We start from the raw sequence: 12,919 nt of genomic DNA on the forward strand, positions 1-12,919 counted from the left end.
ATATCTACAGTCTTCCCCTCACCGACGAGCTTCAGATCTGGGGGTCTTTTAATTCCTTAAAACATTCAACGAAAACACTATCCATAATAATTTAAATTGATACTTAGTTTGCTATAACTAATAAGATGCACTATATTCCAGCATTAGGCCAGATAAATACTAGAATTTAGATGCGTTTACCCTGTCCATTAGTGTTAGTGCGGTAGGTTTTGCAGGTACAACAGCACAAGGGAGCCTTGTCGTTGGTCAAGTAGAAGATACATCTTCTGCAAATATTTTGTTACAGCTGCCTCAAAAGCCGGATTATGTAACAGGTAGTACCTTAGCAAAGGTTACAGTCAAACGCGATAATACAGCCGTTGCAAGTATTGATAATATACCATGGGGTGGCCAGACTACTATTCCAGTAAGCTTTGTAGGCTCTATGGCAAGCTTTAATGTAAGTGTTGAGCCGCTAGAAGGTGGCCAGGGTATTGCAACGCCAAGTAGTTTTTCATTGACCGATGGGCAAACCAAACAGGTTTCTATCTATTATGAGGCGCCACCGGAAAGAGTGTATGGAAGTTTGAATGTCAATGTAAGTACTATTGGCAGTATTCCAACAACCATGCCAAGTTATACAGTAACCAATACTCAGGGAGAAACAGTACTTTCAGGGAGCCTTTATCAAGGAGACAGTAATCTGGGACAATTGCTTTCATCCGAGGGTGGGTTAAGTTATACGCTGTATGTGCCTGATTTTATTGAAAATGGAAATCGATATACTGTACAAGGTGGCAATACGCGTTATTTTGTTATTCAGCCTAATCAAACGACTTCACTATCACTTATCTATGATCGGCAAGCTATTTCCCAAGATAAACCCTACCCATTACAAAGTCTTGAGAATCAATATAATAACTGGTTGTTGGTGAATACAGGTAGTGAAGGTTTAATCAAAGGTGGTTATCAGGCATATACTTCTGAGGGTATTGCGTTTCAAGTATTAATTGGTGCTGGGATGTTGGTGTTAGACCCGGATAATGCTAAAGCAAAAACATCTATTCAGGCAGTATATGGCTTTATTTATAGCCAGGGTAACTCTCGCCTTGTCAATGGCCTTTTACCTTGGGCATTTGACGACAATCTTAATGTGCTAGAAGAGTATAGCGCAACAGATGCAGATATTATGTTGGCGCGAGGATTTTATCTGGCCGGTGAGGTATTAGATAATCAGGCATATAAGGCCGCAGCACTTGACATGATGGAAGCGATTTATGAATATGATACAACCAATTTAAATGGTGCTGTATTTTTAAATCAAGGTGGCAGAAATGCAGGTTCTGACCGCAATAAGCCGGTTGATGGTATTGCTGGTATGGCTTATAGTAAAACGCTTTTAAGCTCACTAGATGAATTTTCTAAGGTCGACACAGATAGATCTAGCCAATGGCAGTCTGTCATCCAAAATACATTAAATGCCATGCGTGTGGCTCAGTTAACGGCGATGTCAAATAACAGTAATTGGGGTGGTGTTCTTGGCTTTATTAGGCAAGGTGTACCTGGTGCTGCTTATTTTCGTTATGAAAATAGCAATTTCTTGCTTAATATCACAGGTGATGCCAGTCTTAACACCTTTGATCACTGGAATTTTAACTATGATGTAGGTAGGATTCCATTAATTCTTGGTAAATACACTTTAGAAAAGTGTGCCTCAGAAACAACGCAGAATTGTCAAACAGCAAAAACGATTTTATCTGATGAGATGGGTGGCCAATCTAGCTTAGGCATTAATGGTGTATTTTTTGATTATCAAAGTCCTGAAGAAGGTTATAAGGTCTATTTACCTGACAGCGATGGACAGGCAACTTATGCAGCCATTTTTGAGAATAATCAACCACAACCATTACCAGATACGACAAGCAATAACGCTTATTCAGATGATTTCTTAAATGCCAGCTTTTTAATGGGAAATCTTGGTAACACACAATGGCAGTCAAATAATGCCAACCCTGCAACAACAGCAGCAATTAAATTAATGAGTAGCGCATCTGGTGGCTATTATGGTGGCGCATATAAATTATTAACAGGCTTATCTTTGGATGGGGCATTTAATCAGGCTGTTGCTTTAATTAATAAAAATGATTATGTTGATGACAATATTTCTATTCCTGCCAGATTTGATGAGAATACGCGTGTTGTATTGCAGCAAGATAGTAAGGCTGATGGTTATTATTATATAGATTATTTGGTGTCACCTGCTGTCATGGTTGCAGGACAGCATTATGATATTAAAGTGATTGCTGAATTTCCAGCCACACAACATAATATTACGCGTTGGGAGTCACAATCATGGGGTAGCAGCGTAATCACATTAAAATCTCAAGGTGGCCAGAATAATGATTGCGCTATATTTGAAATAGCAACGGATCGACCTGATTACCAGACGATTGGGTTAATTGGTGTTGCTGGTAGCTGGGCAACACTTGAGCAATCACCTGTTTTAACGTATGCAGGTACAGGGACTCAGCTGAGTTGTTAGCTTATACCCTTTTGCTATTTTTTTAGTCTTTTTAGCTTCTTTAGTCAATAACTCTCTCATTATTCTAATAGATACTCACATTACTGAGCCTTGACGACAAAATGCTGTTTGCGATGAAAACAGCATGGATTGTATTTTGGAATATCTGTAAATAAAAAATTTATTTTATAGGGTGAAAAATTTGCCTGATTTGCGTACAATGGCACAATAAAATCAAGCTGGTGTTTGATTTTATGTTATTTAAGCCGATTATGGCGCATTTAAAAGTAAAATAAGGCAGATTAAAATAATGCAGATACAGCAGTTAAATGAAGAAATTCAGCAACAGTCAAAAAAGCAAAAAAAGGCAGTAGCACTTATTTCAGGTGGTCTTGACTCTATGTTAGCAGCAAAGGCCATTATGGATCAGGGGGTTCATGTTGAGGGAATTAACTTTTTTACAGGGTTTTGTGTTGAGGGTCATACACATGCAATTCGTAAAAAAGATCAGAACAAGCAAAAGCGTAATAATGCACTTTGGGTTGCAGAGCAATTAGGCATTAAGCTTCATATTATTGATGTGATTGAGGAATATAAGGATGTGCTTTTAAATCCTAAATATGGCTATGGTGCGAATATGAACCCTTGCCTTGATTGTAAAATATTTATGGTGAAAAAAGCAAAAGCCTGGGCGCTGGAAAATGATTTTGATTTCATTATTACCGGTGAGGTCGTAGGTCAAAGACCAATGTCACAAAGGAAAGACACAATGCCAGTTGTGCAAAAACAATCGGGTATTGATTCATTGTTATTACGCCCATTATGCGCTAAAAACTTACCAGAAACACTTCCTGAAAAAGAAGGATGGGTTGACCGGGAGAAATTATTTGCCTTTCATGGCCGTAACCGTAAGCCACAATTTGAGCTGGCCGCACAGTATGGGTTTACGGATTATGCCACACCTGCTGGTGGTTGCTGTTTCTTAACAGATAAACAATATTCCGACAAGCTTGTTGATTTGTGGAAAGGTCGTAATGGCAATCGAGATTATGATTTTGATGATATCATGTTATTAAAGATTGGGCGTCATCTGCGTCCTAAACCTGAGTTTAAACTGATTATTGGCCGAGAAGAAGGTGAAAACCGTTTTTTACAAGGCTATAAACGGCAGTTTGTTGCAGTAAGTATTATATCACACGGTGGACCGTTAACTTTGATTGACGGTGATTTTGCGCAAGAAGATGAAGCGTTTGTTGCAAAGATTGTTGGGCGCTTTTCACAAGGAAAAGATGCACAGGATGTTACGGTTTCATTTGAGTATAAAGGTGGTATTACGCGTGAGGTCACGGTGAAACCTTTTTCCAGTGATGAAGTCAACCCACAATGGTATGTATAACAATGCAAGAATTAAATCTACGCAACTTACTGTGCCCGATGCCGGTTATTAAGACACAAAATGCATTAAAACAAATGGTAAAAGGCCAGCTGCTTAAAGTATATTGTACGGATCCTGGTGTAAAACATGATATTCCTGCCTGGTGTAAAATCAATGATTATGATATCGTTGAGAACTATGAAGAAGCCGATACATTTATTTTTGTCATTAAGGCATAAATTATGGATACAAAGTTATTAAATATTATTGTTTGTCCTTCGTGTAAATCACCTTTGGTTTATGATAAAGATCGGCAGGTTCTTGTGTGTAAAGCCGAGAAACTTGCATATCCAATTATTGATGGTATTCCTGTGATGCTTGTGGATGAAGCAAAGGCATTAAGCTTGGAAGAGATTAAACAATATGGTTAAAAAGCATATTATTATTCCTGCAAGGCTGCAGTCAACAAGGTTGCCAGATAAGCCATTAATTGATATTGCAGGCAAACCGATGATTGCGCATGTTTACGATCAGGCTAAAAAATGTGGCTTTGATACAACGATTATTGCAACAGATAGCACAAAAATTGCTGATGCAGCACACAGCTTTGGCGCAGATGTTTGCATGACAAAGACGACACATGCTTCTGGAACTGAGCGTATTGCTGAAGTTGTTGACAAAAGAGAAATACCAGATGACGATATTATTATCAATGTTCAAGGTGATGAACCATTGCTGCCAGTTGATAATATTTTGCAAGTGGCCTCACTTTTATCACAACACAATGATGCAGTTATGGCAACGCTTTGCGAACAAATTGATGATGCGGAAGATATTTTTGATCCAAACTGCGTCAAAGTTGTTTTGAGTGATAAAGGTTATGCACTATACTTTAGCCGCGCACCGATTCCTTGGCAGCGAGGTATATTTGATCAAAAACAAGCACAACTTGGTCAGCATTACCGGCATATTGGACTATACGCCTATCGTGCAGGATTTTTAAAGCGCTATGCAGACATGCAAAAAAGTCCATTAGAGGTGATTGAGTCACTCGAGCAGCTACGTGTGTTATGGCATAATGAAAAAATTGCGATTGCAGAAGCGCGGCAAAAAACGCCATTAGGTGTTGATACTTATGAAGACTTGGAAAAAATAAGAGCATTATTTTCGTGAAAATTGCATTAGATCCACGCTTGGAACAAAGTAGCACGTTTATCTGTGACACTGATGTGTCACAGATACGTTTGTCAAACAACGCACTGGTGCCATGGTTTTTAATTATTCCAAAGACAAGTAAAACAGAGTGGTTTGAATTAGCGCCAGAATTGCAGTTTTCTTTAAATGCCCAGATTAACCAGTTATCTGCTTTGTTAAAACACGAGCTTGATGCCGATAAAATCAATATTGCAACCATTGGTAATGTCGTGCCTCAGCTACATATTCATGTGATCGGGAGAAAAGTTGATGATTTTTGTTGGCCTGATGTCGTATGGGGAGTAAAAGTATCCCGTGATTATGCGCCTGATATCAAGGATAAAATCAAACAATTAGCAAGAGTGGCATTAAACAAATTACAATAAATTTTTTGCTTTGGTAATAACCCAGTAAGGAACCATCAGCACAAGCGGGTAAAATATCAATGTTTTTATGTTATTTTAAGTTTTCTCTTTTTGAGAATTAACTTTAAATCAATTGCTTTATTTTGTTGGGTGTTGTAAGTTTATAATATCAGGTTTTTAGTATAGGGAGGTTCAATGTGATACACCAGGAAGGTCATCATTTATTGATGATGAATAATCTCCACATTATTTGCCGTTTTGTATCAGGTTATTAACAACAGTAGGAAGCTATTTATGAAAAAAGCGATGAAGGTTATTTTGTGTGTGTTTGGTTTTACAAGCATTGCAAGTGCATCAACCTTGAATATCCATGTCACGAATATTAACAACACAAAGGGCCAAGTGCTTATTGCGTTATATAATAGCCCTGATAATTTCCCAGAGGCTGAAGCAAAATACCAAGGCTATAAAATAAAGCCTATATCAGGGCGTTCTGTATCACAAACTGTTGAAAACCTTCCACCTGGACGGTATGCCGTGGTTGCTTTTCATGATGCCAATGATAATGGTAAACTTGATAAAAACTGGGTTGGTCGACCAACAGAACAGTATGGTTTTAGTAATGGTGTCACACGGCCAGATTTTGAGAAATCGGCGTTTGTCTTGCCTAAAACAGGCATAAAAAGCATTACGATTAAACTCAATGATGCATAATGCAAAATTGAATTTCTAGACAATGCTTTTTTAGAATTTCATTGCAGATATATTGCACATCCGTTACAATCAACCCTTTAAACATTTAGGAGTTATCATCATGACACAAGCATCAGCACGCCATATTCTAGTAAAAACAGAAAAAGAATGTATTGATTTAAAAAATGAAATTGAAGCGGGAAAAGACTTTGCCAAAGCAGCAGAAGAACACTCCCTTTGCCCATCTGGTAGAAATGGTGGCGAATTAGGAACCTTTGGCCCAGGGCAGATGGTGCCTGAGTTTGATAAAGTTGTATTTAATGAAGAAGTTGGTCAGGTTCATGGCCCTGTTAAAACGCAATTTGGTTATCATTTAGTAGAAGTTACTTCTCGCGCATAATATTGCTATCCTAATGATTTCCCTTCACTTCAAAGGGAAGCAAAATTTTCAATACAATTATTTGTTTAAAGACATTTAGTTGAATTGATTCTATTTTAACCAAATAAATCAAAATAATTGTGTACCTTTTAATAAAATAAGGTACAATGACCATCTAATTTACACAATAATAAAATAAAATTTAGGTTTATATAAATGAGTTCTGATTCTGATCAATTAAGTTTCTCCGATTTGGGGTTGAATGACCATATCCTTGCTGCAGTTAATGCATTGGGCTATCAAACACCAACACCAATCCAGGCAAATACAATTCCTTATGTGTTACAAGGGCGTGATGTTCTAGGTCAAGCACAAACAGGTACAGGTAAGACAGCGGCTTTTGCATTGCCGTTGTTAAATAATATGGATTTGGATAGCAAAGAAAAATTGCCACAAGTGTTAGTTTTAACGCCAACGCGTGAGCTTGCTATTCAAGTCAGCGAAAGTTTTGAAGGTTTTGCGAAAAACATTGCAAAAATCAATGTTGTTTCTATTTATGGCGGTCAGGAATATGGTCGTCAGATCCAGGCTTTACGTCGTGGTGTTCAAGTGGTTGTTGGTACTGCAGGTCGTATTATGGATCATATGCGAAAAGGTACCTTAAAACTTGATGCATTGAAAGCTATCGTATTAGATGAAGCCGATGAAATGCTTCGTATGGGCTTTATTGATGATGTAAAATGGGTATTGTCTCATACTTCTGAAAGTTGCCAGCGATTATTATTCTCCGCAACAATGCCGCGTGATGTTGTTAATATTGTGAATGACTATTTGCGTGAGCCTTGTAAAGTACAAATTAAAACAAAAACAGCGACAGCCGCAACGATTCACCAGCGATATTTGGTTGTAAAAGGGTTATCAAAGACCGAAGCGCTAGACCGCATTTTAGAGGTTGAAGACAGCGATGGCGTGATGGTTTTTGTTAAAACAAAGGCTGCTACCATTGAAGTTGCTGACGGTTTAAAGGCTAAAGGTCATAAAGCTGCTGCGATCAATGGTGATATGCAGCAAAATCAACGCGAATATATCATTGAACAATTAAAATCAGGTAAGATTGATATACTTGTTGCAACTGATGTGGTTGCGCGTGGTCTTGATGTTGAGCGAATCAGTCATGTCGTGAATTACGATCTGCCACAGGATAATGAAGCTTATGTTCATCGAATTGGTCGTACAGGTCGTGCCGGGCGAAGTGGTGATGCAATTTCTTTAATCTATACGCGTGATTTGCGTCAAATTAGAATACTTGAGCGCGTTATTCGTCATACAATGGAAGAAATGCAATTACCAAGTGCCGCAGAAATTACACAAAAACGTGTCCAGCGCTTCAAGCATGAAGTTGCCGAGCGTATTCGCCATCAGGATTTAACGAAATTCAAAGCATTGATGCAAGACTTCCAAACAGAGTATGGCGATGAAGTTGAGGACATACTAGGTGCTTTAGCAATGATGGCACAAGGTGAGAAATCATTGTTTGTGAAGGAGATTAAAATTACAGAGCCACGGGCGCAGCGCAGAGCCCGCACAAGCGGGAAGGAAAGTGGCAGACAAGGGCAAAGCCCTCGCCGCCGCGGGCATAGTGGTGCACAAATGCCAATGACAACTTACCGTGTGGAAGTTGGTAAGAGCGATGGTATTGAAACACGTAACCTGGTTGGTGCAATTGCCAATGAAATTAATTTAGACAGTCGTCAAATTGGTCAAATTAAATTGTTTGATAAATTTAGCACAGTCGATTTGCCACAAGATATCTCAAAAGAAGCAATTGCCCATTTGAAAAAAGTATGGGTTGGTGGTAAAAAATTAATGATTAAAGAAGATAAGCGTTAATCAGGTCGATTCAGGTTCTTGTTTCAGCATGTCGCCTAATTGATTAAATTGATCAATCGTGATTGCGTTAGGAAGTAAGCTTATATCTTTGCCGTGACTATAGCCGTGTGTGATAAGCACACAAGGGACATTAAGTGCATGTGCGCAAAGATAGTCATTTTCAGAATCGCCCACCATTAAGCTGTCATTACTTGTCGCGCCAAGCTTTTGCATGGCATAAAGTAAAGGCGCGGTATGCGGCTTATAATATTCGGTTGTATCGCCGCCAACAATAATATCAAAATAATCTAAAAGCTTTAGTTTATCCAATGTTTTGACAGCATGCTGGTATTCTTTATTTGTCACGACTGCCATTGTGATCGCTTTGCTTTGGCAGAAATTCAATAACTCAACAACACCGTCATATATTCTGGTATGTTCTCCCATAGATTCCTCATAGGCCTTAAGAGTCAGTAATAATGCCTGTTGTGCATTTGCTTCGACTTGCTTTTGTGGAAGATCAAGGCCAAGCACTTTGCGTGTTGTTGTGGGGAAACCTTTTCCAATAATATTCGCAATGGTGTGGCGAGATAGTGGTGCTAACTTGAAGAAATTTCGCATTTTATTCAAGGCCACCGTGATATCAGACACGCTATCGATTAACGTGCCATCAAGGTCAAAAAAGATATGTTTTATGTTATTCATTTATCAGGTTTATCTATCAGTCGATGAATGGATTGCTTTATTTGATCATTTTCAAGTGTATTTGCCAAGCTTTTAAAGGCTTCCTTGGCTGCTTTTGATAGTTGGTGTGCGTTATCTTTTACAGGTTTATGCGGTTTAAAATAAAGCTTAAGTGTCATCGTCTGAAGGTTTGCAAAGTGTGGATGTGTTTTTAACAGTTCAATTAAGGGTTTATTCAATTCACGAAACTTGGCCAATAATTCAGGGATCTCTGTGCTAAGCAGTAATTTTTCACCATCAAAGAAATTGACATGAATATATTTAAAATAGGGGACGTCAAAGCTTTTTAAAGCACGGTCCGCATCACATGCTTGTTTATAATGATTTGAAATAAAAGATAACTTTTGTGCGTTTTTTTGTGATAATATTTGATCGACTTTTTTATTTGTATTTTTCATTTTACAGTCGCGCGCTTTTGTTATGGGACAAGTTGCAGTATAATCCCAAATCAGTGATTTTAAAACCAGCAATTAACTATTTTGGAATTTCAATGATTATTAAAAAAATCTTTGGTAGTCGCAATGACCGGCTAATTAAAAAAATGCAGAAAACGGTCGAGAAAATCAATGCATTAGAGGCAGATGTTGAAAAGCTTACCGATGATGCGTTAAAAGCAAAAACACAAGAATTTAAAATACGCCTGCAAAAGGGGCAAAGTTTAGATCAGTTATTGCCTGAAGCATTTGCCGTGGTAAGAGAGGCGGCCAAACGTGTCAAAGGTATGCGCCATTATGATGTTCAGTTAATTGGTGGGATGGTCTTACATCATGGCAAAATTGCTGAGATGCGTACTGGTGAAGGTAAAACATTGGTTGCAACCTTGCCGGCTTATTTAAATGCACTCACAGGTAAAGGGGTTCACGTTATTACGGTGAATGATTATCTGGCATCAAGAGATGCACAGATGATGGGTAAAATTTATGAATATCTGGGACTAAGCACTGGTGTTATTGTTTCAAACTTATCACCTGATGCGCGTAAAGCAGCATACGCCTGTGATATTACTTATGGTACAAATAATGAGTTTGGTTTTGATTATCTTCGTGACAACATGGCCTTTAGCAAGGAGGAACAGGTACAGCGAAGTCGCAACTATGTTATTATCGATGAGGTCGATTCGATCTTAATTGATGAGGCGCGTACTCCATTGATTATCTCGGGTGCCTCTGAAGATTCATCAGAGATGTACCTTCTATTTAACAGGCTTGTCCCACAGCTTATTCGACAAGAAGATGAAGAAGCCAAAGATGGTGATTTTTATGTGGATGAAAAATCTAAACAAGCCTATTTGACTGATCAAGGACATCATAAAATTGAAGAAATGCTCGTAAAAGAAGGTGCACTTCAGCCTGGTGATAATCTTTATAGTCCACAACATATTACAAAAATGCATTATTTAAGCGCGTGTCTTCGCGCGCATAGTCTTTATCAGTTGAATGTAGATTATATCATTCGTGATCAGGAGATTGTTATTATTGATGAAAACACAGGCCGGGCGATGGAAGGACGCCGCTGGTCAGATGGTTTACACCAGGCCATTGAAGCCAAAGAAAGTGTTAAGATTCAAGGTGAGAATCAAACCCTTGCTTCAATCACTTTTCAAAACTTCTTTAAACTTTATGACAAAATGTCAGGCATGACAGGGACAGCAGATACTGAGGCCTTTGAATTCCATGATATCTATGATTTGGAGGTTGTGGTTATTCCAACTAACCGCCCACCACAGCGTAAAGACCATCATGATCGTATTTTTGGTGAGCAAAAGGATAAATTTAAAGCATTGGTTGAGGATATTAAAGCACGTGTTGCTAAGGGGCAACCTATTTTGGTCGGTACGGCATCGATTGAAACTTCCGAGATTTTATCAACGCTTTTAAGAAAACAAAAAATTAAACATGATGTATTAAATGCCAAGCAACACGAGCGAGAAGCGGCGATTATTGCTCAAGCAGGCTATCCTGGTAAAGTCACGATTGCGACCAATATGGCCGGTCGTGGTACAGATATTATTTTAGGTGGTAACTGGGAAGCTGAGATAGAAGATCTAGAAGAACCAACGCAAGCGCAGATTGAGCAAATCAAGACAGATTGGCGTGCGCGTAATAAAACAGTTATTGAAGCCGGTGGCCTTTGCATATTGGGGTCAGAGCGACATGATTCACGTCGTGTGGATAATCAGCTTCGTGGTCGTGCTGGGCGCCAGGGGGATCCCGGTGAAAGTCGTTTTTATTTGTCGATGGATGATAATTTATTACGCATTTTTGCATCAGATGCATTAGCCTCTCGGATGAAAAAAGCACTGTCAGGTGGCGAGTCAATCCAATTTGGGATGATGACACGTTTTATTGCCAAGGCGCAGTCTAAGGTTGAGCAGTATCACTTTGATATTCGTAAAAACTTATTAGAATATGATAATGTTGCCAATGAACAGCGGATGGTTATTTATAACCAGCGTGAAGAATTGTTAAGCAAAGAAGATGTGTCACCACTTATTGCCCATATGCGTGTTGATGTGGCTGAGAAGCTTTTTTATGATTATATTCCAGAAGGTTCAATGGAAGAACAGTGGGATATTGATGGTTTGCAAAATGCTTTATTAGGTGATTTTGCCATCTTGCTTGATTTAAAGAAAATGTTAAAAGAGGATGTTCAGCTTACCGATTCACATCTAAAAGAGATTGTAATTGATGCGATCGTTAACGAGTATAAGGACAAGGTGAAGGACTTAGATACAGCTTCAGTTCATCAGTTTGAAAAAATCACTTTGATGCAAGCCTTAGATAGTCATTGGCGTGAGCATTTAAATGCAATGGATCATTTAAGAAACAGTATTAATTTAAGAGGCTATGCACAAAAAGATCCTAAAAATGAATATAAGAAGGAATCATTTGAGTTATTTTCAAGCATGTTGGATAACTTTAAATATGAAGTCATTGCGAATTTAGCAAAAATTCGTATCCAAGCTCCTGAAGAAGCCCAAAAGATGGAAGAGAAGTGGAAGAACGCCGTTAAAAACATCGAAGCTCAGCATGAAGGCGTGTTAGCGGATAGTGGGAGTGACTCTTCGGAGCAGTCTGCTGCTGAGCACAACCATCAGCCTTTTGTACGTGAAGCACCTAAAGTACGTCGTAATGACCCTTGTCCATGCGGTTCAGGAAAAAAATATAAACAGTGTCATGGGAAGTTGAGTTGATACATGAACCCTCACGTTACTTTATGTGGTGGACATATTTAAGTTAATGATGTAGACTTGATGTATAAATAACATCAAGTAGGTGCTATAATATGCGTATAAATGTTAATATAGATGATGATCTAAAATTGTATGCAGAGCAGAAAGCGCATTCTATGGGACTATCGCTGAGTGCCTTCGTTCGTTTTCTTATTGCCAAAGAAACAGAAGACTTTAGAGACAAAGTCGATAAGATGGTTTTGGAAGCAGAGGCTGGTGGTTATGAGCCGTTTAGTATGAAAGCGCTTGGAAAGGACATAAAGAATGCGCAAAAAACTTGAGATTCAACAGTCTAAGGCATTTAAAAAATCATACAAAAAATATAAGAACGATGCAAAACTCTTGGAGGAATTATTTGTTGTTTTGGATATTTTACAGTACGGTGGGAAATTACCCAAGAAATACTGTGATCATGCAGGGTAAACGCATCTAATTTCCTTTAACTACGGTAGTTAGATAGCTTGGATCAACCAGGGCTTTTCGCTGTTTTCGGCGAATACTCATCTTTACAGAGGTATCTTTTTTTAGAAGCCCTAGAGCAAACTTTCTCATCCAAGAATAATTGATG

The 12,919-nt window shown here is 38.5% G+C and carries 14 protein-coding genes; 12 read left to right on the forward strand and 2 right to left on the reverse strand.

The genetic code is table 11. From position 1 onward, the window contains the following. The first annotated feature begins 277 nt into the window (after positions 1-277). The 9 genes from DNK84_RS06385 to DNK84_RS06425 all read left to right on the forward strand — a co-directional run bounded on the left by DNK84_RS06385 (position 278) and on the right by DNK84_RS06425 (position 8,396). Positions 278-2,521, forward strand: coding sequence for a hypothetical protein (locus DNK84_RS06385; RefSeq protein WP_119343717.1), 2,244 nt, complete (start codon positions 278-280; stop codon positions 2,519-2,521). A gap of 289 nt (positions 2,522-2,810) precedes the next feature. Next, a complete protein-coding gene (locus tag DNK84_RS06390) occupies positions 2,811-3,896 on the forward strand; it encodes a tRNA (5-methylaminomethyl-2-thiouridylate)-methyltransferase (RefSeq protein ID WP_119343718.1) in 1,086 nt (361 codons plus the stop codon). Positions 3,897-3,898: 2 nt separating this feature from the next. After that, positions 3,899-4,114, forward strand: a complete 216-nt coding sequence (locus DNK84_RS06395; RefSeq protein WP_119343719.1) for a sulfurtransferase TusA family protein — start codon at positions 3,899-3,901, stop codon at positions 4,112-4,114. Positions 4,115-4,117: 3 nt separating this feature from the next. Beyond that, positions 4,118-4,306 (forward strand): Trm112 family protein, encoded by a 189-nt coding sequence (locus DNK84_RS06400; protein WP_119343720.1) that lies wholly within the window; start codon positions 4,118-4,120, stop codon positions 4,304-4,306. Then, complete coding sequence (kdsB, locus tag DNK84_RS06405) at positions 4,299-5,048, forward strand: 3-deoxy-manno-octulosonate cytidylyltransferase (protein ID WP_119343721.1); 750 nt, start codon at positions 4,299-4,301, stop codon at positions 5,046-5,048. The genes DNK84_RS06400 and kdsB overlap by 8 nt, the downstream gene beginning before the upstream one ends. Then, positions 5,045-5,455 carry an HIT family protein gene (locus DNK84_RS06410; RefSeq protein WP_162902272.1) on the forward strand — a complete coding sequence of 137 codons (411 nt, stop codon included), beginning with the start codon at positions 5,045-5,047 and terminating at the stop codon, positions 5,453-5,455. The genes kdsB and DNK84_RS06410 overlap by 4 nt, the downstream gene beginning before the upstream one ends. 273 nt (positions 5,456-5,728) lie before the next feature. Then, complete coding sequence (locus tag DNK84_RS06415; RefSeq protein ID WP_119343723.1) at positions 5,729-6,148, forward strand: DUF2141 domain-containing protein; 420 nt, start codon at positions 5,729-5,731, stop codon at positions 6,146-6,148. A 100-nt stretch (positions 6,149-6,248) separates the two neighbouring features. Next, positions 6,249-6,527, forward strand: coding sequence for a peptidylprolyl isomerase (locus tag DNK84_RS06420; protein ID WP_119343724.1), 279 nt, complete (start codon positions 6,249-6,251; stop codon positions 6,525-6,527). A 195-nt stretch (positions 6,528-6,722) separates the two neighbouring features. Continuing rightward, positions 6,723-8,396: a DEAD/DEAH box helicase gene (locus DNK84_RS06425; RefSeq protein WP_119343725.1), complete on the forward strand. Its 1,674-nt coding sequence runs from the start codon at positions 6,723-6,725 to the stop codon at positions 8,394-8,396. On the opposite strand, the gene DNK84_RS06430 is transcribed toward DNK84_RS06425, so the two are convergent. Together DNK84_RS06430 and DNK84_RS06435 are read right to left on the reverse strand one after the other, a co-directional pair. Next, entirely contained in the window at positions 8,397-9,080 is a 684-nt protein-coding gene (locus DNK84_RS06430) for an HAD-IA family hydrolase (RefSeq protein ID WP_119343726.1), read from the reverse strand. It abuts the gene before it with no gap. Beyond that, the gene (locus DNK84_RS06435) at positions 9,077-9,517 is read right to left on the reverse strand and encodes a hypothetical protein (RefSeq protein ID WP_119343727.1); all 441 of its coding nucleotides are present in this window, start codon (positions 9,515-9,517) and stop codon (positions 9,077-9,079) included. Before DNK84_RS06435 ends, DNK84_RS06430 begins: the two co-directional genes overlap by 4 nt. 92 nt (positions 9,518-9,609) lie before the next feature. Between DNK84_RS06435 and secA the strand changes: the two genes are divergently transcribed. The 3 genes from secA to DNK84_RS06450 all read left to right on the forward strand — a co-directional run bounded on the left by secA (position 9,610) and on the right by DNK84_RS06450 (position 12,774). Continuing rightward, complete coding sequence (secA, locus tag DNK84_RS06440) at positions 9,610-12,312, forward strand: preprotein translocase subunit SecA (protein WP_407920609.1); 2,703 nt, start codon at positions 9,610-9,612, stop codon at positions 12,310-12,312. 92 nt (positions 12,313-12,404) lie between these two features. Further along, positions 12,405-12,632 (forward strand): hypothetical protein, encoded by a 228-nt coding sequence (locus tag DNK84_RS06445; protein ID WP_119343728.1) that lies wholly within the window; start codon positions 12,405-12,407, stop codon positions 12,630-12,632. Further along, on the forward strand, positions 12,616-12,774 hold the full coding sequence (locus DNK84_RS06450; protein WP_119343729.1) for a type II toxin-antitoxin system YafQ family toxin: 159 nt from the start codon (positions 12,616-12,618) through the stop codon (positions 12,772-12,774). Before DNK84_RS06445 ends, DNK84_RS06450 begins: the two co-directional genes overlap by 17 nt. Positions 12,775-12,919: the final 145 nt, after the last annotated feature.

Origin of the sequence: Facilibium subflavum, assembly GCF_003574485.1 — a bacterium.
Taxonomy (GTDB): Bacteria; Pseudomonadota; Gammaproteobacteria; order Francisellales; family Francisellaceae; genus Facilibium; species Facilibium subflavum.